22 protein-coding genes, 2 tRNA genes and 1 pseudogene are annotated in these 23,324 nt (G+C 71.6%); 19 read left to right on the top strand and 6 right to left on the bottom strand.

Translation table 11 applies throughout. The features are described 5' to 3' along the window. Positions 1-98: 98 nt before the first annotated feature. The 3 genes from AOM03_RS04245 to dusB all read left to right on the top strand — a co-directional run bounded on the left by AOM03_RS04245 (position 99) and on the right by dusB (position 4,226). Positions 99-1,484, top strand: a complete 1,386-nt coding sequence (locus tag AOM03_RS04245) for a glycine--tRNA ligase (RefSeq protein WP_062378526.1) — start codon at positions 99-101, stop codon at positions 1,482-1,484. 3 nt (positions 1,485-1,487) lie between these two features. Next, the gene (locus AOM03_RS04240) at positions 1,488-2,732 is read left to right on the top strand and encodes a YibE/F family protein (RefSeq protein ID WP_062378525.1); all 1,245 of its coding nucleotides are present in this window, start codon (positions 1,488-1,490) and stop codon (positions 2,730-2,732) included. A gap of 330 nt (positions 2,733-3,062) precedes the next feature. Continuing rightward, positions 3,063-4,226 carry a tRNA dihydrouridine synthase DusB gene (dusB, locus tag AOM03_RS04235; protein WP_082092092.1) on the top strand — a complete coding sequence of 388 codons (1,164 nt, stop codon included), beginning with the start codon at positions 3,063-3,065 and terminating at the stop codon, positions 4,224-4,226. A 37-nt stretch (positions 4,227-4,263) separates the two neighbouring features. Here the strand turns inward: dusB and AOM03_RS04230 are convergent, their stop codons facing one another. Next, positions 4,264-4,836 (bottom strand): dihydrofolate reductase family protein, encoded by a 573-nt coding sequence (locus tag AOM03_RS04230; RefSeq protein WP_062378523.1) that lies wholly within the window; start codon positions 4,834-4,836, stop codon positions 4,264-4,266. A 110-nt stretch (positions 4,837-4,946) separates the two neighbouring features. On the opposite strand from AOM03_RS04230, the gene AOM03_RS04225 reads away from it, so the two are divergent. After that, positions 4,947-6,236 carry a deoxyguanosinetriphosphate triphosphohydrolase gene (locus tag AOM03_RS04225; RefSeq protein WP_062378522.1) on the top strand — a complete coding sequence of 430 codons (1,290 nt, stop codon included), beginning with the start codon at positions 4,947-4,949 and terminating at the stop codon, positions 6,234-6,236. Here AOM03_RS04225 and AOM03_RS04220 read toward each other — a convergent pair. The 4 genes from AOM03_RS04220 to AOM03_RS04205 are packed head-to-tail and all read right to left on the bottom strand — an operon-like array spanning position 6,212 to position 8,539. Beyond that, the gene (locus tag AOM03_RS04220) at positions 6,212-7,207 is read right to left on the bottom strand and encodes a DUF368 domain-containing protein (protein ID WP_062378521.1); all 996 of its coding nucleotides are present in this window, start codon (positions 7,205-7,207) and stop codon (positions 6,212-6,214) included. The two genes, AOM03_RS04225 and AOM03_RS04220, sit on opposite strands and share 25 nt — an antisense overlap. Positions 7,208-7,219: 12 nt before the next feature. After that, positions 7,220-7,651, bottom strand: a complete 432-nt coding sequence (locus tag AOM03_RS04215) for a hypothetical protein (RefSeq protein WP_082092091.1) — start codon at positions 7,649-7,651, stop codon at positions 7,220-7,222. Continuing rightward, on the bottom strand, positions 7,648-8,037 hold the full coding sequence (locus AOM03_RS04210) for a hypothetical protein (protein ID WP_156157607.1): 390 nt from the start codon (positions 8,035-8,037) through the stop codon (positions 7,648-7,650). The genes AOM03_RS04215 and AOM03_RS04210 overlap by 4 nt, the downstream gene beginning before the upstream one ends. Positions 8,038-8,071: 34 nt before the next feature. Beyond that, positions 8,072-8,539 carry a DUF6941 family protein gene (locus AOM03_RS04205; RefSeq protein WP_062378519.1) on the bottom strand — a complete coding sequence of 156 codons (468 nt, stop codon included), beginning with the start codon at positions 8,537-8,539 and terminating at the stop codon, positions 8,072-8,074. A gap of 97 nt (positions 8,540-8,636) precedes the next feature. Here AOM03_RS04205 and dnaG point away from each other — a divergent pair, with 97 nt between their 5' ends. The 7 genes from dnaG to AOM03_RS04170 all read left to right on the top strand — a co-directional run bounded on the left by dnaG (position 8,637) and on the right by AOM03_RS04170 (position 15,588). Next, complete coding sequence (dnaG, locus tag AOM03_RS04200; protein ID WP_062378518.1) at positions 8,637-10,709, top strand: DNA primase; 2,073 nt, start codon at positions 8,637-8,639, stop codon at positions 10,707-10,709. A gap of 213 nt (positions 10,710-10,922) precedes the next feature. Then, a complete protein-coding gene (phnD, locus tag AOM03_RS04195; protein ID WP_162197257.1) occupies positions 10,923-11,966 on the top strand; it encodes a phosphate/phosphite/phosphonate ABC transporter substrate-binding protein in 1,044 nt (347 codons plus the stop codon). A 69-nt stretch (positions 11,967-12,035) separates the two neighbouring features. Beyond that, positions 12,036-12,803 carry a phosphonate ABC transporter ATP-binding protein gene (phnC, locus tag AOM03_RS04190; RefSeq protein WP_062378517.1) on the top strand — a complete coding sequence of 256 codons (768 nt, stop codon included), beginning with the start codon at positions 12,036-12,038 and terminating at the stop codon, positions 12,801-12,803. Next, positions 12,800-13,609 (top strand): phosphonate ABC transporter, permease protein PhnE, encoded by an 810-nt coding sequence (phnE, locus tag AOM03_RS04185; RefSeq protein ID WP_062378516.1) that lies wholly within the window; start codon positions 12,800-12,802, stop codon positions 13,607-13,609. Before phnC ends, phnE (AOM03_RS04185) begins: the two co-directional genes overlap by 4 nt. Further along, a complete protein-coding gene (phnE, locus tag AOM03_RS04180) occupies positions 13,606-14,490 on the top strand; it encodes a phosphonate ABC transporter, permease protein PhnE (RefSeq protein ID WP_062378515.1) in 885 nt (294 codons plus the stop codon). Before phnE (AOM03_RS04185) ends, phnE (AOM03_RS04180) begins: the two co-directional genes overlap by 4 nt. Before the next feature lie 169 nt (positions 14,491-14,659). Next, positions 14,660-15,100: a VOC family protein gene (locus AOM03_RS04175; RefSeq protein ID WP_062378514.1), complete on the top strand. Its 441-nt coding sequence runs from the start codon at positions 14,660-14,662 to the stop codon at positions 15,098-15,100. Positions 15,101-15,147: 47 nt separating this feature from the next. Continuing rightward, positions 15,148-15,588, top strand: a complete 441-nt coding sequence (locus tag AOM03_RS04170) for a hypothetical protein (protein ID WP_062378513.1) — start codon at positions 15,148-15,150, stop codon at positions 15,586-15,588. A gap of 79 nt (positions 15,589-15,667) precedes the next feature. On the opposite strand, the gene AOM03_RS04165 is transcribed toward AOM03_RS04170, so the two are convergent. Continuing rightward, positions 15,668-15,743 (bottom strand) — tRNA-Asn (locus AOM03_RS04165). 115 nt (positions 15,744-15,858) lie between these two features. On the opposite strand from AOM03_RS04165, the gene AOM03_RS04160 reads away from it, so the two are divergent. The 8 genes and pseudogenes from AOM03_RS04160 to AOM03_RS13130 form a co-directional block, all read left to right on the top strand. Further along, positions 15,859-15,932: transfer RNA gene (locus AOM03_RS04160), tRNA-Ile, on the top strand. A gap of 495 nt (positions 15,933-16,427) precedes the next feature. Continuing rightward, a complete protein-coding gene (locus AOM03_RS04155; RefSeq protein ID WP_062378512.1) occupies positions 16,428-17,468 on the top strand; it encodes a LacI family DNA-binding transcriptional regulator in 1,041 nt (346 codons plus the stop codon). 37 nt (positions 17,469-17,505) lie between these two features. Continuing rightward, complete coding sequence (locus AOM03_RS04150; protein ID WP_062378511.1) at positions 17,506-18,807, top strand: sugar ABC transporter substrate-binding protein; 1,302 nt, start codon at positions 17,506-17,508, stop codon at positions 18,805-18,807. A gap of 97 nt (positions 18,808-18,904) precedes the next feature. Beyond that, positions 18,905-19,861: a carbohydrate ABC transporter permease gene (locus tag AOM03_RS04145; RefSeq protein WP_062378510.1), complete on the top strand. Its 957-nt coding sequence runs from the start codon at positions 18,905-18,907 to the stop codon at positions 19,859-19,861. Positions 19,862-19,991: 130 nt separating this feature from the next. Continuing rightward, a complete protein-coding gene (locus AOM03_RS04140) occupies positions 19,992-20,753 on the top strand; it encodes a carbohydrate ABC transporter permease (protein ID WP_062379185.1) in 762 nt (253 codons plus the stop codon). Position 20,754: 1 nt separating this feature from the next. Next, a complete protein-coding gene (locus AOM03_RS04135; RefSeq protein WP_062378509.1) occupies positions 20,755-22,686 on the top strand; it encodes a glycoside hydrolase family 127 protein in 1,932 nt (643 codons plus the stop codon). A gap of 69 nt (positions 22,687-22,755) precedes the next feature. Then, on the top strand, positions 22,756-23,019 hold the full coding sequence (locus AOM03_RS04130; RefSeq protein WP_062378508.1) for a hypothetical protein: 264 nt from the start codon (positions 22,756-22,758) through the stop codon (positions 23,017-23,019). After that, a pseudogene (locus AOM03_RS13130) lies at positions 23,020-23,313 on the top strand (glycoside hydrolase family 3 C-terminal domain-containing protein); the annotation flags it as partial. It lies immediately after the preceding gene. Positions 23,314-23,324 lie beyond the last annotated feature (11 nt).

The following is a 23,324-nucleotide window of genomic DNA, read 5'->3' as shown; positions in this document are numbered from 1 at the left end:
CCGGGATCGCGGCGGAGCGCGCGGGCGGCGCGCGGCTAGACTTGCCCGAGCACCCCGGACCCCTCGTTTCGAAGCACACCTCGCCCAAGGAGCACCACGTGGCCGCACCCAGCCGTCTCGACAACGCCATCTCCCTCGCGAAGCGTCGCGGGTTCGTCTTCCCGTGCGGCGAGATCTACGGCGGCACGCGCTCCGCGTGGGACTACGGGCCGCTGGGCGTCGAGCTCAAGGAGAACATCAAGCGCCAGTGGTGGCGCGCGATGGTCACCTCGCGCGACGACATCGTGGGCCTCGACTCGTCCGTGATCCTGCCCCCGCAGGTGTGGGAGGCCTCGGGCCACCTCAAGGCCTTCGTGGACCCGCTGGTCGAGTGCCTGTCCTGCCACAAGCGCTACCGCGAGGACCACCTGCTCGAGGAGTTCGAGGAGAAGAAGGGCCGCGCTCCCGAGGGCGGCCTCGCCGAGATCGCCTGCGCCGCCTGCGGCACCCGCGGCCAGTGGACCGAGCCCAAGATGTTCAACGGCCTGCTGCGCACCTACCTGGGCGCGGCCTCCGACGAGTCCGGGCTGCACTACCTGCGCCCCGAGACCGCGCAGGGCATCTTCATCAACTTCGAGAACGTCATGCGCACCGCGCGCCAGAAGCCCCCGTTCGGCATCGCGCAGGTGGGCAAGTCCTTCCGCAACGAGATCACGCCCGGCAACTTCATCTTCCGCACCCGCGAGTTCGAGCAGATGGAGATGGAGTTCTTCGTGGTGCCCGGCACCGACGAGGAGTGGCACCAGCACTGGATCGACACCCGCAAGGCCTGGTACGAGGACCTGGGCATCTCCGCGGACAACCTGCGCCTGTACGAGCACCCGCAGGAGAAGCTCTCGCACTACTCCAAGGGCACCACGGACATCGAGTACCGCTTCGGCTTCCAGGGCTCCGAGTGGGGCGAGCTCGAGGGCATCGCGAACCGCACCGACTTCGACCTGAGCACCCACGCCAAGCACTCCGGCAAGGACCTCAGCTACCTGGACCCGGCCACCAACGAGCGCTTCGTGCCCTACGTGATCGAGCCCGCGGCCGGCCTGTCCCGCTCGCTCATGGCGTTCCTGGTCGAGGCGTACACGGAGGAGGAGGTGCCCACCGCGAAGGGCGGCACCGAGACCCGCACCGTCCTGCGCCTGGACCCGCGCCTCGCGCCGGTCAAGGCCGCCGTGCTCCCGCTGTCGAAGTCCGCGGACCTCGCGCCCGCCACCCAGGCGCTCGCCAAGGAACTGCGCGGCGCGTGGAACATCGACGTGGACGTCACCCAGTCCATCGGCAAGCGCTACCGCCGCCAGGACGAGGTGGGCACGCCGTTCTGCGTGACCGTCGACTTCGACACGCTCGACGACCAGGCGGTCACCATCCGCGACCGCGACACCATGCAGCAGGAGCGCGTGGCCCTGTCGCAGGTCACCGGCTACCTGGCCCAGCGCCTCATCGGCGCGTAGCGCATGGGTGCGGGCCACTCGCACGACGTCCGGCCCCGCGCCTCCGCCGGCACCACCCGGCTCCTGTGGGCGCTGGTGGTCGGCGTGCTCGCGGCCGTGGTCGCGGGCGCGATCGTCACGTGGCCCAGCAGCCTCGACCGGCTGGGCTCCGAGTCGTACCTCTACGAGGACGCCGTCCACCTCGACGGCGTCGTCGTCGAGGTCGACGCGGAGACCGGCGCCTCGGTCATCGACGTCTCGACCGCGGGTTACGAGGGCGAGCAGCCCATGCAGCCCATCGGCATCCCCGCCTTCGAGCTGCGCGTGGGCGACCACGTCAACGCGGTGGCGCTCGAGGACGGCACGGTCGTGTTCGCGGACCTCGACCGCGCCTTCCCCCTGCTCGCGCTGCTGATCGTCTACGTGGTGCTCGTCCTCGCCGTCGCCTGGTGGCGCGGCCTGGGCGCGCTGCTGGGGCTCCTGCTCGCCTTCGGCATCGTCGCGTTCTACACCGTGCCCGCGCTGCTCGAGGGCGCGAGCCCGCCCATCGTCGGCATGGTCACCAGCGCCGGCGCGCTCTTCGTGCTGCTCTACATCGCGCACGGGCCCAACGCGCGCACCACCACGGCGTACCTGGGCACCATCGCGGGACTCGTGCTCACCGCGGCGCTGGGCACCTGGGCCGTGGCCGCCGCGCGCATCCCCGGCGTGCCCGACGAGGCGGAGATCAACCTCGCCTTCGTCGAGGGCCGCCTGTCGCTGCAGGGCCTCGCGCTGTGCGGGCTCATGATCGCGGGCCTGGGCGTCCTCAACGACGTCACCATCACCCAGGCCTCGGCCGTGTGGGAGCTGGGCACCGTGCGCCCCGACCTGGGCCCGTGGCAGCTGTTCACCCGCGGCATGCGCATCGGCCGCGACCACATCGCGTCGACCGTGTACACGATCGCGTTCGCGTACGTGGGCGCCTCGCTACCGCTCATCATGCTCATCGCGGTCTACGACAACCCGATCGGGGCGGCCCTGACCTCATCGGAGATCGCCGGCGAGGTGGTGCGCACGCTGGTCGGGTCGATCGGTCTGGTGCTCGCGGTGCCGCTCACCACGGCCATCGGCGCGATGATCGTGGGCTGGCGGCACGACGCCGTCGCCGGTTCCACGATCGCGACCAGGGACGATGCGGGGGTCGCCCCGGGCGGGGCGCCCGCCTTGGCGGCCGAGGCGGGCGCGGACGCGGACCCCACGGACGGGTCCGTCGACGGGCCGCGCTGAGGGCGCCCTCCCGCGAGTTTTCGACAATCTGTCCGAATTGCTTGCTTTGTCCCCCCGGGCGGACCTAGCGTACTGACATACGAGAGCGGGCCGACTCGGGGGAGGCGGCCGGTAGGCACCGGGGGGAGCGTGCTCGGGGGCCCAGGGGAGGGTCTCGTCTTCGTGGTCGGCGCCGTGTCGCCGGCCAGATCGGTTTCACAATCGTTGCGGCTGCGCGCCTGGTTCGCTGCGCCGCGACGCCTCACGCCCGGGCTTTCCCTCAGCGGCCCGGGCGTGAGTGTGTCCGGACCCGGGCACGGGCCCGGACCACCCCCTGAGACAATGGCTCTCATGTCTTCGGCCGCCCGACTCCTCCCGCCGCTGCGCCTCGGCTCGCTCGAGGTCGACACGCCCGTGGTCCTCGCCCCCATGGCCGGCGTCACCAACGCCGCCTTCCGCCGCCTGTGCCGCGAGCACGGCCGCGGTCTCTTCGTCGCGGAGATGGTGACGTCGCGCGCGCTCGTCGAGCGCCGCCCCGAGTCGCTGCGCATCATCGCCCACGACCCCGACGAGAAGCCCCGCTCGGTGCAGGTGTACGGGGTGGACCCCGCGACCATCGGCGCGGCCGTGAAGTTGATCTGCGCGGAGGACCGCGCGGACCACATCGACATGAACTTCGGCTGCCCGGTGCCCAAGGTGACGCGCAAGGGCGGGGGAGCCGTGCTGCCCTGGAAGAAGGACCTGTTCCGCGACATCGTGCGCGCCGCGGTGCGCGAGGCAGAGCCGTTCGGCATCCCCGTCACCGTGAAGATGCGCAAGGGCGTCGACGACGACCACCTCACCTACCTCGACGCGGGCCTCACCGCGGAGCGCGAGGGCGCCGCCGCCGTGGCGCTCCACGCCCGCACCGCCGCCGAGTACTACTCCGGCACCGCCGACTGGTCCGCGATCGCGCGGCTCAAGGAGACGGTGCGCTCGATCCCGGTGCTGGGCAACGGCGACATCTGGCGCGCCGAGGACGCGGTGCGCATGGTTGAGGAGACCGGCTGCGACGGCGTGGTGGTCGGCCGTGGGTGCATGGGCCGTCCCTGGCTGTTCGCGGACCTGCAGGCCGCCTTCGAGGGCCGTCCCGAGCGCGTGCGGCCCGGCCTGAGCCTCGTCGCGGACACCATCTACCGCCACGGCGAGCTGATGATCACCCACTTCGGCGACGACGAGGGCAAGGGCATGCGCGAGCTGCGCAAGCACATGTCCTGGTATCTCAAGGGCTACCCGGTGGGCGGGGAGATTCGCCGGGCGCTCGGGCTCGTGGACACGCTCGCGCAGCTGCGTGAGCTGCTCGACTCGCTCGACCTCGACTCGCCGTACCCGGGGGAGGAGGCCGAGGGGCCGCGCGGCCGTCAGGGCTCCCCGCGCGTGCCCTCCTGCCCGGACGGCTGGCTGTCCACCCAGGACATCACCCCGGACCTCGAGCTGCGCCTGCGCGAGGCGGAGCTCAGCGTCTCCGGAGGCTGACGGCCCACCCCGGAACCGGCCCCCACGGACCGGACTCCTACGCCCGCGCCCCCGGCACCGCCAGGTGGATCTGCACCAGCCCCTCGCCGTAGCTCTCCACGCGCTCGACGGTGAGCTCCCGGGGCCCGTCGAGCCCGGCGAACAGCGGCACGCCCCGGCCCAGCGCGGTGGGCATCATGGTCACCACCAGGTGGTCGAGCAGCCCGGCCGCGAGCGCCTCGCGCACCAGGGTCGCGCCGTCGACGTACACGTCGCGCTCGCCGGCCAGCGCCCGGCACCGTGCCACCAGCGCCTCGAGGGGGCCGGAGTCGCCGCGCACCGAGGGCCGCGAGGACGTCACCGGGCGGTGCGACGCCACCACGAGCGGGACGTCGCGGTACGGCCACTCGTCGAAGCCGGCGACGATGTCCCAGGTGCGCCGCCCCATGAGGATCGCGCCCACGTCGTCGAGAAAGTCCTCGAAGTGGAGCCCGTCGGGCAGGGCGCCCGCCCAGGCGCCGCCCGCGATGGGAGTCCCTGACGCGCGCGGCTCGAGCCAGCCCAGGTCGTCGTCCTCGCCGGCGACGAACCCGTCGAGCGACATCGCCAGGTACGCGCGCACCAGTCCCATCGCCCCACCGTAGCGGGGCGGGCAGGCCGGGGCGACCGCCGCATCGTCCCCCGGGGCGCGGCCGCGACGAGGTCCCGGGTCGGGTGCGTCGGCCCAGGTAGAGTCGAGGAGTGGACACCACACCCCGCGGATACGAGCAGGTGGACCGGGAGCGCTTCGTCCAGGAGCCGCCCAAGCAGCAGCACCGCACGCCCTTCGAGCGGGACCGCGCGCGCATCGTCCACTCGAGCGCGCTGCGCCGGCTGGGCGCCAAGACCCAGATCCTGGGCGCCGGCACCGGCGACTTCGTGCGCACGCGGCTCACGCACACGCTCGAGGTCGCGCAGGTGGGCCGCGCGCTGGGCAAGACGCTGGGCTGCGACCCGGACGTGGTGGACGCGGCGTGCCTGGCGCACGACCTGGGCCACCCGCCCTTCGGCCACAACGGGGAGAAGGCCCTCGACGCGGCGGCCCGGGACATCGGCGGGTTCGAGGGCAACGCCCAGACCCTGCGCATCGTCTCCCGGCTCGAGCCCAAGTCCGTCCACCCCGAGACGGGGGAGAGCGTGGGCCTCAACCTCACGCGCGCGGTCCTCGACGCGGCGTGCAAGTACCCGTGGACGGAGGACGCGACGCCCACCCGCCCCGACGGCAGCCCCACCCGGAAGTTCGGCGTCTACGAGGACGACCTCCCGGTGTTCCGGTGGCTCCGCGAGGGGGCGCAGGAGCGCGCCCAGAGCTTCGAGGCGCAGGTGATGGACCTGGCGGACGACATCGCGTACTCGGTGCACGACATGGAGGACTCCGTGGTCCACAACACCGTGTCGCTGGGGGTGTTGCGCGACGAGGGCCGCGCCCGCGAGATCGCCGCCCACGCGCGCCAGTGGTACGGCCGCGGGGACGAGGACGCGCTGGTCGAGGCGCTGCGCCGGCTCCAGCGCGAGCCCACCTGGATGGACGACTACGACGGCTCGCACCGCGCGCTCGCGGCGCTCAAGGACATGACCAGCCAGTGCATCGGCCGCTTCGTGGGGGACGTCGCGACGGCCACGCGCGCGGAGTTCGGCGACGGCCCCCTCACCCGCCACCACGCGCGCCTGGTGATCCCCGAGGCCACGGCCCAGGAGATCCTCATGCTCAAGGGCATCGCCGTGCACTTCCTCATGGCGCCGCGCGAGCGCAAGCCCGCGTACCGCCAGCAGCGCGAGCGCCTGACCGAGCTGGTCGGGGCCCTGGTGGAGCTGGGGGACGAAGCGCTCGAGCCGCACTTCGCGGCCATGCACCGGGAGGCGGGGGACGATGCTGCGCGCACCCGGGTGGTGATCGACCAGATCGCGTCGCTCACCGACAAGTCGGCGTACGACTGGCACCACCGCTACGTGGTGCGCCGCCGCGATCAGGCAGTGGCGTCCTCCGACTGAGCGGGGGCGGTCGGCTCGGCGGGCACGAAGCGGCGCTCGAGCACCAGCACCGCGACCACGACGAGGACGCCGATCACGAAGGCGACGACGGGCCAGATCACCGGGTCGTGCGGCGCGAGCAGCGCGCGCGACTCGTCCTGCCAGGGCCACAGCGCGCGCAGCGAGCCCGCCATCACGCCGGTGAGAATCACCAGGGTGAGGCGGCGGTGGTGCTCGAGCAGCCACTGGAGAAGCTTGACGATGGTGACCAGGCCGATGGCCGCGCCCAGGGCGAACCAGGCGAGATAGCCCAGGTCGCGGTCGTTGACCGCGGCGAGCGTGGGCGCGTACAGGCCCATGGTGAGCAGCAGGAACGAACCCGACAGGCCCGGCAGCACCAGGGCGCTCACCGCGATCGCGGCCGCCGGCACCAGCACGGCGGGCGTGGGCTCGAGCGAGGCGCCCGAGAGGCTCAGGACGGTCGCGGTGGCGGCCGCGGCGACCGCCGCGACCAGCACGTCGAGGCCGCCCCAGCGCCCGCGCGGGCGCCCGGCGGCGGGGGAGTGCGCGGCCAGGCGGAACGGCACCGCGAGCGAGGCGAGCACCAGGCCCAGGAACAGGCCGCGCATCGTCTCCGGGTGGTCCTCGACCAGACCCTCCATGAAGTGGGCCATGACCAGCAGCGCCGCGACCATGCCCACGCCCAGGGGGAGCAGCACGCCCCAGCGCACGCGCGCCAGGTCCGGCCGCGCCCGGTCCAGGCCGCGCCCGCGCACGCCGTCCGTCACCGCGATGCGGATGCCGCCGATGAGGTGGCCCGCGGAGGTGAGGATGGTCTCGTAGACGCCCGTCATGAGCGCGACCGTGCCGCCGGAGACGCCCGGGACGGTCTCGGCGGTGCCGATGAGGCCGCCGCGGATCGCGTTGAGGATCAGGCGGCCCGGGGTGCGGTCCTTGGCGGGGGACGATGCTGCGGCGGGGGTCTCGGTCATGGCGGCAGTCTCTCAGGAGAGGGTCCCGGACGGGGCCGCCGGCTCCACCGCCGCCCGGGCCGCACGCGCGCGGCGGTCGCGCCGGTCGCGCACGAGCATGACGAGCGCCGCCACCGGCAGCGCGAGCGGCACCCAGCCGTACGCGGACCCGTAGCCCGTCCAGACGGTGTGGTCGGGCCACAGCGCGGGCGCGAGGTAGCCGAGCGTGCCCACGGTGAGCACGCCGACGAGCTCGATCGCGGTGCCCCACAGCGCGAACGTGCGCCGGCCGCGCCACAGCGCGATCGCGATGGCCACGTAGAGCACGGCCGACACGGCGGAGAGCGTGTACGGCAACGGAGCCTCGGAGAACTTGGTGAGCACCTGGTACACCGAGCGTCCGGTCGCGGCGAGGCCGAGCACCGCGTAGAGCACTACGATGACGATGCGGACGATGGGGTTCATGCGCCGGCCTCCAGGATCTCCAGGACGCGCCAGGCGAGCACCGCGAGGGTGATGGCGATGACGACGGCCGCGCCGCCGTCGACCCGCGCGATCTGGTCGGGAGCGAGCACGGGGCGGTCGGGGTCCGCGTCGCCGGCGGCGGCCTCGGGCGTGCCCAGGCGGCCGATTCCCAGCAGGGGCAGGAGCGCGACGGACGCGAGCAGGTACCCGAGCGTGAGCACGAGCCCGGCCGCGTTGCCGGTCGCGAGCACCACGATCACCGCCACCAGATGGACCGCGACCGCCGCATAGGTTGCGGCGGTCGCGATACCGAGCACACGGTGAAGCCGTGGCAGGAAGAGCGTCATCAGCCCGACGAGTGCGAGCACTCCGGAGACGACGAGCACCAGGGGGAGGATGACCCCCGAGTAGACGCCCAAATCAGCCCTGCGGGGCCGCCTGCTGCGCTGCCTGCTGCACGCGCATGGGGAGGCGGGTCATCTCCTCGCCATCGACGCTGATCACCCACGAGAACAGGCGCGGCTGGTCGAAGCGCAGCCCGTCGATGGTGAAGGCGAAGGACGCGACCTGCTCGTCGCCGTCCACCAGGTGCGGCGGGCGGCCCACGGTGAACTCGCCGCCCATGGCGCGCACGGGGGCCGGCTTGCCCTCGGCGTCGGGGCGGATGCCGATCGGGTACTCCACGCCGTCCTCGGTGAGGAGCTTGAGCTCGAACTGGTGCGCCATGTTCGTCTGCGTGAACGGCACGTGCACCACCGCGCCGACGGCGAGGCGTCGGTGCACGGCGGGGAACTGCCGCACGAAGATGATGTTCCAGCCCGCGCCGAGCGCGTAGATCTTGTTCTGGACGACCTCGGCCGAATCGGCGAGGAATGCGTCAACTCTCACAACAACCAGTCCTTTCCTGGGGTCCGCGGCCAGCCTAGCGTCATCGCCGCGGGACCCGCGGTTCCGGCACCCCGTCGCGCCGGTAATCTTGTCGCTCATGGCGGGCACGATCAATCGGGAGGACATCGCGACGGTCCGCGAGCGTGCGCCCCTCGAGGAGATCGTGGGTCAGCACGTCACCCTCAAGTCCGCGGGCGTGGGCTCCCTCAAGGGTCTGTGCCCGTTCCACGACGAGCGCTCCCCGTCCTTCCACGTGCGGCCCGCGGCGGGCCGCTGGCACTGCTTCGGGTGCGGCGAGGGCGGCGACGTCATCGAGTTCGTGATGCGCATGGACGGGCTGCCGTTCGCGGAGGCCGTGGAGTACCTCGCCGACCGCGCCGGCGTGACGCTGCGCTACGAGTCCGGCGGGCGGCGCTCGGAGTCGAGCGTCAACATGCGCCGCCGCCTGCTCGAGGCCAACCGCGTCGCCGCCGAGTTCTACGTCGCCCAGCTGGTCACCCCCGAGGCGCGCATCGCCCGCGACTTCCTGCTGGGCCGCGGCTTCGGGCGCGAGGCCGCCCAGCACTTCGGGTGCGGGTATGCGCCCCAGGGCTGGCAGGCGCTCACCGACCACTTGCGCGCCAAGGGCTTCACCGAGCCCGAGCTCAAGCAGTCCGGCCTGGTCTCCGAGGGTCAGCGCGGCGTCTACGACCGCTTCCGCGGCCGCCTCATCTGGCCCATCCGCGACGTCACCGGCGACGTCATCGGCTTCGGCGCCCGCCGCCTCCACGACGACGACCAGGGGCCCAAGTACCTCAACACCCCGGAGACCGCGCTCTACAAGAAGGCGAACGTCCTCTACGGCATCGACCTGGCCAAGGGCGCGATCCGCTCCGAGCGCACCACCGTCGTGGTCGAGGGCTACACCGACGTGATGGCCTGCCACCTCGCGGGGGTGACCAACGCGGTCGCGACCTGCGGCACCGCCTTCGGCGAGGACCACGTCAAGGTGGTGCGCCGCCTCATGGGCGACACAGGCACCGCCCAGCTCAAGGTGGGCTCGACCGGCGCCAAGGTGATCTTCACCTTCGACGGGGACGAGGCCGGGCAGAACGCCGCGCTCAAGTCCTTCGCGCTCGACCAGCAGTTCCTCGCGCAGACGTTCGTGGCCGTCGACCCCGAGGGTCTCGATCCGTGCGACATCCGCCAGCGCGACGGGGACGAGGCGGTGCGCGCCCTCATGGAGCGGCGCATCCCCCTGTTCGAGTTCGTCATCAGGGCCACACTGGCCGCGCACGACCTGGAGACGCCCGAGGGGCGCATCGCCGCCCTGCGCGCCGCCGCGCCCGTGGTGGCGCAGATCCGCGACCGCGCGCTGCGGCCCGAGTACGGCCGTCGCCTGGCCGGGTGGCTGGGCATGGAGGTGGCCGATGCGCTGCGCGCCGTCTCCGCGGCCGGCACCCGGTCCGAAGGACGGGGCGGCGCGTCCCGGCCGGCAGCGCAGGGGCGCGGGCCCGGGGGAGCGGGCGGGCCCGGAAGGCCCGGGGGGGCGCCCGCCGGTCGCGGCGGCCCCGCGGGGCGCTCGGCGGGACCCGGCGGTCATCACGGTGGTCATCCGGGCGGCGACGAGCCCCCGCCCCCGGAGGAGCCCTACGACGACGGTCCGCCGCCCATGGACCCCGAGACCGGGCAGATCGCGACGGCCGCGGTCTCGCGTCCCAACCCGCGCGACCCGGTGGTGCGCGCGGAGGCGCTCGGACTGGGCGTGCTGCTGCAGGCGCGCGACCAGATCCTGGCCGACCCGACGGCCCTGGCCGTCTGCGGCGAGCTGACCCGTGCATCGTTCACCGCCCCCGCCTACGCCCAGGTCTTCGACGCCATGCTCGCGGCCGGCGGCCCGCAGGGCGCGCACGACGACTGGGTGGGCGCCGTGGTCGACCAGGCCGGACCGGACCTCAGGGCGCTCGTGTCCCAGCTCGCGGTCACGCCGCTGCCGCACGACAAGCCGACGGAGCTGGGCGTGTACGCGCGATCGATCCTGGTCAAGCTGCTCGACCTGGACCTCACCCGCCGGGCGGCGGACCTGCGCGGCCGCATGCAGCGGGCCGGGCAGGGGACGCCGGAGGCGCAGGAGGCGTTCGCGGAGATGATCCGCCTGGAGAACCGCCGGCGGGAGCTCAAGGAGCAGTAAAGCCGGTGTGACCTACACCACGTTTATGCGCCTGAGTGTCACAGGCCCGCATCGGTTGGGTGAACAGCGGGTGACGAGGCGGAGAATATGGCCGCTGAACTGGACATATGTCGCACGCCGGCCGCTAGGTTTCCGGGCTGTGGCCACCGCGCAACTGCGGAGGTCAGGCCGCGCATCGCGGCCGCCCCACCCGAAATCTTTGGAAGGTACACAGTGAAGAACCGCTTCTTCGCGCCCATGGCGCTCGCCGCGGGCATCGCCCTGCTCGCGACCGGCTGCTCGGCCGAGGCCGACGAGGTCGAGTCGACCACCGACGCCACCGAGGCCGCCGAGTCGACCGCCCCCGAGTCGACGGACGCCCCGGCCGAGGGCGGCCTCGAGCTGCCCGAGACCCTGACCCTCGCGCTCGTCCCCTCGGACGAGGTCGAGCAGATCACCACCGACGGCGAGGCGCTGGCCGCCGCGCTGTCCGACCAGCTGGGCATCGACGTCGAGGTCTTCGTGCCGGAGTCCTACTCCGCCGTGGTCGTCGCGCTCCAGACCGGCCAGGCCGACATCGGCTTCCTCGGCCCCATCGCGATGGTGCAGGCCGAGAACGAGGCGAACGCGCAGATCGTCCTCCAGTCCGTGCGCTACGGCTCGTCGGAGTACGTGGGCCAGTGGTTCACCACCGACACCGACACCTTCTGCCTCGACGAGGTCCAGATGGACGAGGACGGCTTCGCGTTCTGCAACGGTGCCACCGGCGGCTCCGGCCCGGCCGGCGAGGACGCGCTCGCCCTGGTCGGCGCGGACTCGGTGATCTCCTTCGTGGACCCGAGCTCGGCGTCCGGCTACTACTTCCCGGCGACCCAGCTCTCGGGCCTGCTCGGCATCGACCCGATCAACGACATCCCGAACGCGCTGTTCGCCGGCGGCCACCCGCAGTCGGTCCAGGCGGTCTACGACGGCGACGCGGTCGTGGGCATCTCCTTCAACGACGCGCGCTCGAGCCTCGCGGACGAGTTCTCGGACGTGGGCGAGAAGGTCGTCGTCTTCGCCTACACCGGCAACATCCCCAACGACGGCGTCGTGGTCTCGGGCGACCTGGACGCCGACGCGACGCAGGCGATCACCGACGCGCTGCTCGCTCTCGCGGAGACCGAGGAGGGCGCCGCGGCGCTGTCCGCGGTCTACTCGATCGACGGCCTCGAGGTCGCGAACCAGGACGCGTTCGACACCGTCGTCCGCCCCGTCGAGGAGAACTTCGGCGAGTAAGCCCCAGCGGTTCCCGGCGGCCACCCCTGAGGGGGTGGCCGCCGGTCCGTGTCTAGCGAGGTGGAAAGAATGATCGAACTGAAGGACGTCACCGTCCGCTACCCCAACGGGGTCGTGGGCCTCGACGGCGTGAACCTCACCATCCCCGACGGCCAGTTCGTCGTGGTCGTGGGCCTGTCGGGTGCAGGCAAGTCCACCCTGATCCGGGCCATCAACGGGCTGGTGCCCATCACGTCCGGATCGCTGACCGTCGACGGTCAGGAGGTCTCCGGCGCGTCGAAGCGGGAGCTCCGCCGGCTGCGCTCGGGCATCGGGATGATCTTCCAGTCATTCAACCTGGTCAAGCGCACCTCCGTGATGAACAACGTCATCATGGGCCAGCTCCACGACGTCCCTGCGTACCGCTCGCTCGTGGGCGCCTGGACCAAGGAGGAGAAGGAGATCGCCTACCGGTCGCTCGAGCGGGTGGGCATCGTGGAGAAGGCCTGGACCCGCGCCTCGCACCTCTCCGGCGGCCAGCAGCAGCGCGTCGCGATCGCTCGCGCCCTCGCGCAGGACCCCACGGTCATGCTCGCGGACGAGCCCGTCGCGTCCCTCGACCCGCCGACCGCCCAGATGGTGATGAAGGACCTGCAGCGCATCAACCGCGAGCTGTCCATCACCACGCTCGTCAACCTGCACTTCCTCGACCTCGCCCGCCAGTTCGGCCAGCGCGTCATCGGCATGCGCGCCGGACAGGTCGTCTTCGACGGCACGGGCGCCGAGGCGGACGATGCGGTGTTCGAGCAGATCTACGGCCGCTCGCTCACCGCGGACGACGTCCTTCCCGGCGCATGACGACCACCGCATCGTCCACCGCCGTGGCGCCCGCGCGCCCGCGCAAGCCGCGTCCGTCGCCCACCCTGGTGGGCGGCCTCCTGGCCGCGCTCGCGTTCACGCTGTGGGCGGGCCATCAGATCAGCTTCACCCTGGCGCCGCTGTTCACCAACTTCGCGAACGGCTGGCAGATCATCGAGCGGTTCCTCCAGCCCAACTGGGGCTACATCTTCCGGGTGTGGGACGCATGGGTCGAGACCGTCGCGATCGCGGTGGTCGCAAGCGCGGTCGGCGTGGTCGTGGGCCTGGTGTTCGCGTTCATGGCGTCGCGGGTCACCAACCGGTCGCCGTGGCTGTACCGCGCGGTCAAGATCGTGCTCTCCGTCATCCGCTCGCTGCCGGACGTGGCGTACGTGCTCATCTTCGTGGCCCTGGTGAGCATCGGGTCGCTCGCGGGAATCCTCGCGCTGATCATGTTCAACATCGGCATCGCGGCCAAGCTCACCTCCGAGACCATCGACGCCGTCGACGCGGGACCCCTCGAGGCGGCCGATGCGGGCGGCGCCGGCACGCTCGCGCGCGCCCGCTGGGCGGTGCTCCCGCAGATCCTGCCCAACTACCTCTCCTACTGCCTGTACATCTTCGAGCTCAACATCCGCGCGTCCGTGGTCATCGGACTCGCGGGCGGCGGCGGCATCGGCCAGGTCATCAACGTGCAGTTCTCCCGCTTCAACTACGAGAACGTGTCCGCGATCGTCATCGCGATGTTCATCGTGGTGCTCGCCATCGACCAGCTCTCCCAGTACCTACGCCGGAGGTTCGTGTGACCGCCCCCGCCGCGCGCACCGCGCGCCCCCAGGAGCCCTCGAAGGCCCGCGCGACGCTCGTGTGGATCGGGCTCGCCGTCCTCCTGGGCGGCGCCGTGTGGCTCGCCGACGCCCGCTGGGACAAGCTCCCCGGTCTGCTCACCCAGGGCTGGAAGTACTTCCAGCTCATGTCCGAGGGCGTGCTCCAGAACCCGTTCACCGAGCCGTGGAGCGGGTACTGGACGCGCGCGTTCGACGCCATGATGGAGTCCGTCTACATGGCGTGGGTGGGAACGCTCGTGGGCGCCGTGCTGTCGATCCCGTTCGGCTTCCTCGCCGCGCGCAACGTGGCCCCGCAGTGGGCTGTGCAGGTCACCCGCGTCGTGCTCAACCTGATCCGAGCGGTGCCGGAGCTCGTGTTCGCGATCGTCATCATGCTGCCCATCTTCGGCTTCGGGCCCATCGCGGGCACCATCGCGCTCGGCGTGGGCGCGGTGGGCACGCTCGGCAAGCTCACCGCCGAGGCGCTCGAGGGCATCGACCCGGGGCCCGTCGAGGCCGCGCAGGCGTCCGGCGCGCCCCGCTCGGCGATCCTGCGCTGGGCCTACTGGACGCAGGTGCTGCCCGAGGTGCTCGCGTTCTGGCTCTACCGCTTCGAGATCAACATCCGTGCCTCGGCGGTGCTGGGCATCATCGGCGCGGGCGGCGTGGGCACCCTGCTCAGCCAGCTGTTCTCCAAGCGCGCGTGGGATCAGATCGGCATCACGCTCCTGGTCATCATCGCGGTGACGCTCGTGGTCGACTGGATCTCCGGGTCGATCCGCCATCGCATCATCTCCGGCGGCGCCGTCCGCAAGGACGCGGGGGAGAGGGAGCAGGACAAGGCGGAGGTCGCCCTGTAGCTGCGGGCCGGACGGGGCGCGGCGTGCGCCGCCCCCGTCCGGCGTCTCCCGTGTGGCGTCCCCGGCCCGTCCGGTGTCTCCCGTCTGGCGTTCTGTCCGCCCCGTCCGGTGCCGGCGGCGCGGCCTTGCCACCGCGCTGCTAGCGTGCGAGGGGAACGGAGGTTCCGCCATGCCGCAGCCGCGCGTCTCGTTCATCACTCTCGGGGTCGCGGACCTGGACCGCGCCCGCCGGTTCTACGAGGCGTGGGGGTGGGAGCCCGCCGAGGCGTCCCAGGACGTCGTGTTCTTCCAGGCCAACGGCATGGTGATCTCCTTGTTCGGTCTCGCCGCGCTCGCGGACGACCAGGGCCGCCCCGGCGCGTCGCTGGGCACCGGGGCGATGACGCTCGCGCAGAACTACCTGACCGAGGCCCAGGTCGACGAGGTGTACGCCGCGGCGCTCGCGGCCGGCGCGACCTCGCTCAAGGCGCCCGAGAAGGTGTTCTGGGGCGGGTACTCCGGGTACGTGGCGGACCCCGACGGCCACGTGTGGGAGCTCGCCATGAATCCGTTCTCGCCGCCGGGGCCGGACGGCTCCGTGGTGCTGCCTGGGGCGGACGCAGAGGGCTGAGGGCGGTGCGCGAGCCGCGCGCCGCCCCGCTCGGTACAGTCGAATCGATGGACGCCGCGGCCGTGGTGGAGGAGCGTGCGCGCGCCGACGTGGCCGCGCTCGGGCGCACCGCCATGTCCACGGTGAGGGCGCTGCAGGACTTCAAGGTCGAGGCGCTTACCCGCCGAGCGCCGCGCTTCGTGCGCGGTGTGATGCGCGAGGCGGGCCTGCTGCGCCCCTGGTGGGACCGGACGCCCGTCCTGATGCTCGTCGCGCCGCTGACGCTCGCCCTGGCCTGGGTGTTCATGAGCCCGCCGCTGCTCCTCGTCGGCGCCGGGGCGCTCGCGTGGGGAGTGGCGGCCGAGCCGCGGCTCAACCGCGCGGAGCGGCGCGAGTACGAGCGGCTGCTTCACGCCTACCGGTACGCGGCGGCGGAGGCGCTCTACACGCTCGGCGATCGCCGGTACCGCGGGGCCGCCGGGGCCGCGGGGTTCGGCGCGAGCGACTGAGCGTGCATCGCGGTCCCCAGGCGAGGGGCTCGGTGGGGGCAAGAAGAAGGGCCGGTCCTCAGTGAGGACCGGCCCTGGGTGGCTCCCCCGGTTGGACTCGAACCAACAACCTGCCGATTAACAGTCGGCTGCTCTGCCAATTGAGCTACAGGGGATCGCGCTGGAATACTCTACAGGACGATCGCGGTCCCGATGACCACCCGGAGGTCCCGGTCGGGGGACGATGCGATTGTCCCCGCTAGAATGGCCGCCGACCTCGCGAGGGGTCGCGGGCCAGTAGCTCAGACGGTCAGAGCAGTGGACTCATAATCCATCGGTCGCGGGTTCGAGCCCCGCCTGGCCCACTCCGGGCGTGCACTCGGTATCTGGGGCGTTCGTGAACTCGGTACTCGGTGTGACGATGGCGTTGTGGCCTTCGGGGCCTCGTCCGGGGGCTCATCGGGGGTGGCCATGGGGCGACCGGTGATGCGGTGGGACTGGTGGTTCGGGTCGTTGTCGGCGCGCCAGGCGTGGCCGTAGGCGGACAAGGGGGCGGCCTAGGCCTCGATCCAGGCGTCGGGCTTTGGACGGGTGCTGCTGGAGCCAGCGGGCGCCGGGATCCGCGTGGCGCCGAGTTGTGACTTGCGAAGGATCGGCCCGGATGGGAGGCGCGCGCGGATCCACTACGACAGGGGTCACGAGGCGCCGGCGTCGTATTGCGATTCGATTACGGCGCTATCGCCGGCTTGCTTCCGGCCCTCGAGTTCCTCTACTGTCGAACCAGTTCGATTCGAATCGGTTCGATGTAGAGCCGACTCCCAGGATTCTCAGTGACGAGGACCTCATAGGACGGTGACAGGTTGGCCACCATCGGTGACGTAGCGAAGGCGGCGGGGGTGTCGCGCAGCACGGCTTCGTACGCGCTCAGCGGCAACCGCTCGATCTCGGAGGCGGTGCGTCTGCGCGTCCTCGCCGCGGTCGAGGAGCTCGGCTACACGCCCAACGCGGGCGCCCGCGCCCTCGCTACCTCTCGCACCAAGACCATCGCGCTTCTGGGTCGGTTCCTCGATGACGAGTTCGCTCCTGCGATGCTCCAGTACATCCTCGGGGTGTCGGAGACCGCCCGGAAGAAGGGCTACGACACGCTCCTGGTGTCCGACGAGAACGGCGTGGCCGCGCTCAAGCGGCTGTCCTCGTCCCGCATGGTCGACGGCTTCGTGCTGCTCAACGTCGCTGAGCGGGACGACAGGCTCCCGCTGCTGCGCGACATTCGCCAGCCCGGCGCGCTCGTGGGACTGCCCGGGGACCCCGACGGGGTCGACGTGTTCGACCTGGACTTCGTCGCTTCCGGCCGCGCGATGGTCGACGCGTTGTACGACGCGGGGCACCGCGAGCTCGTCCTGGTCTCGCAGCCCGAGCACGTGGTCGCCCGCGGCGGCGCGTACGTGTGGCGCCTCGCGAACGGGGCGCGGGACCGGGCGGACGAACTTGGCGTCACGCTACACCGGTACCACGCCCACTCGAGTCAGCCGGGCATCGGCCGCGACCTGGCCGACTACCTGGATCGTCACCCCCGGGCCACGGGACTGCTGCTCAACAATGAGGCCGCGGCGGCCGCGCTGCCGTCGGTGCTCGCCGCCCGCGGAATGTCCGCGCCCGAGGACATCTCGGTGATCGGGCGATACTCGGACGCGTTCGCGCGGACGTTCTCACTTCCCTTCTCGGCGATCGACAGCGCCGCGGACGAGCTGGGGGCGAGGGCCGTGCAGCAGCTCGTCTCCCGGATCGAGGGGGATCCCGATGCGGCTAAACCGCACACTGTCGAGTTGATCCAGCCCCGGATCGACGACCGCGGCTCGATCGCCGCACCATCACCTGCCCGCATGGGCGCAACCCACTGATCCGCTCCCCAGCGGGTCGTCGTTCAAGGAGGAACGCATGATTCGGAAGCACTCTCGCAGGTACGCAGCCTTCGCTGCGGCCGCCATCGCCGTCGGGGCGTTGGCCGGCTGCTCGTCGTCGGACGACACGACGGACGAGGCCACCACTGGCGCCGCCGACGGCGGCAGCGCCGACGACGGCGGTACTGCGGCCGGCGGCACCTACACCTGGTGGGACCCGTACCCGCAGCACACCGACGGCTCGGACTGGGGCAACCGCGTCCAGGCCTGCGGCGACGAGGCCGGCGTCACCATCCAGCGCACGCCCTACGACACGACGGCACTGACCAACCAGCTGCTGCTCTCGGCGCAGGAGGGCACCTCGCCCGACGTGGTGCTGCTCGACAACCCGGCGGTCTCCACGCTCGCGGACACGGGCGCCATCATCTCGATGGACGAGCTGGGCTTCGACACCAGCGCCATCGACGAGAACCTGCTCGCGGCCGGCGTGGTCGACGGCACCGCCTTCGGCATTCCGATCGGCGCCAACACCCTCGCGCTGTACTACAACGCGGAGATCCTCGACGAGGCCGGCGTGGACCCGGCGTCCATCACGGACTGGGCCACCCTCAACACTGCGCTCGAGGCGATCGACGCGTCCGGCAAGCGCGCGATCACCTTCGCGGGCATCGGCACCGAGGAGGGCTCGTTCCAGTTCCTGCCGTGGTTCTGGGGCGCCGGCGCGGACCTCACCGAGCTGAACTCGGCCGCCGCGGTCGAGGCCGTGCAGCTCTGGGTGGACTGGCTGGACAAGGGCTGGGCGCCGCAGTCGGCGATCCAGAACTCGCAGAACACCGCGTGGGAGGAGTTCCTGGACGGGCAGACCGGCTTCGTCGAGAACGGCACCTGGCAGGTGAACTCGGCGGCCGAGGCGGGGTTCGAGGCCGACTACATCACCCTCCCGGCGAAGGACGGCGGCGCGGCCCCGGCCCCGACCGGCGGCGAGTTCATCATGGCTCCCGCCCAGTCGGACGAGGCCCGGTACGACGTCACGCGCCAGATCATCGAGTGCATGACCACCCCCGAGGGCTTCGTCGAGACCGCGGAGACCTTCGCGTACTACATCCCGCCGACCGCCGAGGGGCAGGAGCAGTTCATCGAGGCGCACCCGGAGCTCACCGTGTGGGTGGACGCCGTCCGCGCCGCCAAGGGCCGCACCTCGGACAACCTGGGCACCGACTACCCGCTGATCTCCGAGCAGCTGTGGACGGCCGTCCAGGCGGCGATGTCCGGCGCGATGAGCGCGCAGGACGCGATGGACGCGGCCCAGGAGGCCGCGGCCGCCGCTACCGGCAACTGACCGCTCCCCGCATTCCCTGAAGCCACGGGGGTGGGGCGGGCTCGCCGCCCCTCCCACCCCCGTGGACCCGCTCCTACCCCGCACGCAAGGACTCACCATGACCGTCGCGTCTGCCGCCGCGCCCGCCCCGAACGGCACGCAGCCCAAGCCCTCTCGGGTCAAGCAGGTCCGCCACCCCAACGGATCGCCCTGGATAGCCTTCGGCTTCGCCGCCCCGCTCGTCGCCTACCTGCTGGCGTTCTACGTCTACCCGCTGATCCGTAGCATCGACCTCTCCATCCACGACTACAACGTGCGCGCCTTCGTCCAAGGCAACGCCGAGTTCGTGGGACTCGAGAAGTACATCGACGTCCTCACCTCGCCGCTGTTCCCCAAGGCGCTGTGGAACACCGTGCTGTTCGTGGGCATCTCGATCATCTTCCAGTACGCGATCGGCCTGGCGCTGGCAGTGTTCTTCCGCAACACGTTCCGCCTGTCGGGGATCCTGCGCGCGCTGTTCCTCGTGCCGTGGCTACTCCCGCTCATCGTCTCCGCCTCGACTTGGTCGTGGATGATGAACTCGGACTCCGGCATCATCAACTCGTTCCTGGGCGCGTTCGGAATAGGTCAGATCAACTGGATCACGTCGCCCGACACGGCGCTGACGGCCGTCATCATCGCCAACATCTGGCTGGGCATCCCGTTCAACCTGGTCATCCTGTACTCGGGGCTGCAGAACATCCCCGGCGAGGTCTACGAGGCCGCCTCCCTCGACGGGGCGAACGGTTGGACCACCTTCTGGAGGGTGACCTTTCCGCTGTTGAGGCCCGTCTCCGCCATCACCATCCTGCTGGGCCTCGTGTACACGCTGAAGGTCGTCGACATCGTCTGGATCATGACCAAGGGCGGGCCGGCGAACAGCTCGCTGACGCTCGCCGTCTGGTCCTACCGGGAGGCGTTCGGTACCGGGCAGCCCGCGTTCTCGCCGGCCGCGGCCATCGGAAACCTGCTGATTATCATCGCGCTCGTGTTCGGACTCTTCTACGTCCGCCTGCAGCGCCGAGAGGAGCACTGACATGGCGACGTTCGCCGAGCCCGCGGGCACGCGCCGGCCCCCCAAGGGCCGCGGCAAGGGCCGCGACAAGCCCGTGAAGAAGCGCAGCACCTGGTGGAAGACCGCGCTGGGCGTGTTTTTCACCGCGCTCATGCTCTTCCCCGTCTACTGGATCTTCAACGTCTCGCTGACCCAGCGCAGCGACCTGCGCAAGAACCCGCCGAACATCTTCCCCGTGGACCCCACGTTCGAGGGGTACGAGGCCGTGTTCGACCAGCAGTTGCCCGCGCTGGGGACCAGTCTCCTGGTGGGGCTCGGCTGCGTGGTGCTCACCGTCGTGATCGCCGCGCCCGCCGCGTACGCCATCTCGCTGCTGCGAATGAAGGGCGGCAAGACCCTCAACTTCATCCTGCTGGTCGCCCAGATGATCCCCGCCGTCGTCATGGCGATGGGCTTCTACGCCATCTACGTGCGGCTGGGCCTGCTCAACTCCATCTGGGGCCTCATCCTCGCGGACTCGACCATCGCGGTGCCGTTCGGCGTGCTGCTGTTCGCGGCGTTCATGAGCGGCATCCCGCGCGAACTGATCCAGGCCGCCAAGATGGACGGCGCGAGCGCGTGGCGCACTTTCATCTCCGTCGTGATGCCCATCAGCCGCAACTCCGCGCTGACCGTGTCGCTGTTCGCGTTCCTGTGGGCGTGGTCGGACTTCGTGTTCGCCTCAACGCTCAACCGCAACGGCGACATGATCCCCATCACGCTGTCTATCTACAACTACATCGGCAACAACACCACTCAGTGGAACGCGATCATGGCCACCGCGATGGTCGCCTCGATCCCCGCCGCGATCCTCCTGGTGTTCGCCCAGAAGTACGTCGCCGCGGGCGTGACCGCCGGCGCAGTGAAGGACTGATGTGAGCACCGAGACCAAGCACCCGCGCGTCCCCGTCGACGCCCCCGGGCCCCGCCGAGGCCTGCAGATCGGTGAGGCCGCCTGGGACCCCGAGGGCTTCTGGGGGCGTCGTCAGGAGACCAACGCCGCTCACACGTTCGAGCACTGCGCCTCGTGGATGGAGCGCCTGGGCTGGCTGGAGAACTTCGACCGCGTGGCGCGCGGCGAGTCCACCGTCGAGCGCGCCGGATGGGAGTTCGCGGACTCCGAGGTCTACAAGCTGCTCGAGGGGCTTGCGTGGGAACTCGGGCGCCGCGCGAACCCGCGCCTGCAGGCGCTGTACGACTCCCTGGTGGCCCGCATCGGCGCCGCGCAGGCCCCGGACGGCTACCAGGGCACGGCCTTCGGCCACCCGGGGCTGCCTCCGCGCTACTCGAACATGTCGGAGGGTCACGAGCTCTACAACATGGGCCACCTCATCCAGGCTGCCGTTGCGCGGCTGCGCACTTACGGCGACGATGCGCTGGTCCAGGTGGCGCGTCGCGCCGCCGACCACGTGTGCCGCGAGTTCGGCGAGGGCGCCCGCGCGACGCTGTGCGGGCATCCCGAGATCGAGGTGGCGCTCGCCGAGTTCGCGCGGGCCACGGGGGAGGAGCGCTACCGCGAGCAGGCGCGCATCTTCCTCGAGCGGCGCGGCCGCGGCACGCTGCCCGTGCGCGTGCTGCTGTCCGCCGAGTACTTCCAGGACGACACCCCCATCCGCGAGGCTGACGTACTGCGCGGCCACGCCGTACGCGCGCTGTACCTGTCCGCGGGTGCCGTCGACGTGGCCGTGGACACCGGCGACGACGACCTGTTGGGCGCGTTGCGCCGCCAGTGGGACCGCACGGTCGCGCGCCGCACGTTTGTCACCGGTGGCATGGGGTCGCGGCACCAGGACGAGGGCTTCGGCGAGGACTGGGAGTTGCCGCCGGACCGGGCGTACTGCGAGACCTGCGCCGGCATCGCCTCCGTGATGTTCTCGTGGCGACTCCTGCTGGCCACCGGCGAGGCGAAGTACGCGGACCTCATCGAGCGCACGCTGCACAACGTGGTGGCGACCGGCCCCAGCGAGGACGGGCGGGCGTTCTTCTACGCGAACCCCCTGCACGTGCGCGTCGCCGGCCACGAGTACGCGGGCGAGGGCGTCAACATGCGCGCGGAGGGCGGCGTGCGCGCGCCCTGGTTTGATGTGTCGTGCTGTCCCACGAACGTGTCCCGCACCTTCGCCTCCACGCAGGCGTACGCGGCCTTCGTAGACGCCGATGCGTTGACGCTGTCGCTGTACGGCGCCGGCCGGATCGCGGCGGACCTGGGCGGCGAGACGTTTGAGGTCCGGGTCGACACCGCCTATCCGGTGGAGGGGCGCGTCGAGGTGACCGTCGAGCGGGCCCCCGCGCGAGAGGTCGCGCTCCGGCTCAGGGTGCCCGGATGGGCGGCCGATGCGCGCGGCACGTCTCCCGCCGGTGAGGTTGCGCTCGCGCCCGGCTGGTGGGAGGTGACGCGAGCGTTCGCCCCGGGTGACCGCGTGGTGCTCGACCTCGACCTGTCGCCGCGCCTCGCATGGCCGGACTCCAGGATCGACGCGCAGCGCGGCACGGTCGCCGTGACGCGCGGACCGCTGGTGTTGTGCGTCGAGTCGACCGACCTGCCCGACGGAGTCGCGTTCGAGGACGTGCTGCTCGACGCGGCCGCGCCCTTGCGCGCCCACGGCGACGGCGCGATCGCTGCGGGGCTGGCCCCCGCATCGGCCCCGGACGATGCCGGTGTGCTGCCCTTCACCGCAGAGGCGCCTGCCGCCGCGGAACTTCGGGCTTTCGAGCTCCCCCTGGTGCCGTATCACCGGTGGGGTGCAAGGGGGCCGGCGCAGATGCGGGTGATGATCCCGCTGGCGCCGACCGCGCCTGGTACGTAGGACTCTCGGCCGCAGGAAGGGAGGCAGGGCCGGCCGGCGGTGGGGCGCCGGCCTCACCGACACGGAAAGGTGTTCGCAGGCGGCGGATCGGGAGGCTCGAACACCGCCGGCGCGGAGACGCTGTACGACGCGCTCGAGGCCGGGGGCGTCGAGTACAACCGGGAGCTCTATGCCGCGATGCAGGATGCGGGCGCCGAGCACTCCGAACGCTCGAGCAGCTTCCTCGTCCAGATCGCGAGCTCGATGCTGGGCGGCGAACGCGAGCCCGCCCCCGGCTATCTGACCGAGGAGGTGCTCGCGCAGGCGCGGGACTTCTCCGGCACTGCGATCTAGGTGATCGGCAACGACGGTTCCGAAGGTGGCGACCTGACCCAGGAGCAGTTGCAGCTCGACGAGCACCAGCATGAGCTGCTCGACAAGGTCGCCGCGATTCAGGGCGACGTGATCGTGGTGGTGAACGCGGGCAACCAGATGGAGCTCGGATTCCTCGACGACTATCCGGAGATCACCGGCGCGATCTGGATGGGCACGCCGGGGCCGCATGGCGCGACAGCCCTGGTCCGGACAGTCACCGGTGCGGTCAACCCGTCCGGCCATCTGCCGTCGACGCACGCCTACGACGCGACGTCTGCCCCCGC

The organism is Demequina pelophila, from assembly GCF_000971175.1.
Taxonomy (GTDB): domain Bacteria; phylum Actinomycetota; class Actinomycetes; order Actinomycetales; family Demequinaceae; genus Demequina; species Demequina pelophila.
The sequence above is the reverse complement of the archived record's forward strand: the minus strand, read 5'-3'. Positions and strand labels throughout refer to the sequence as shown.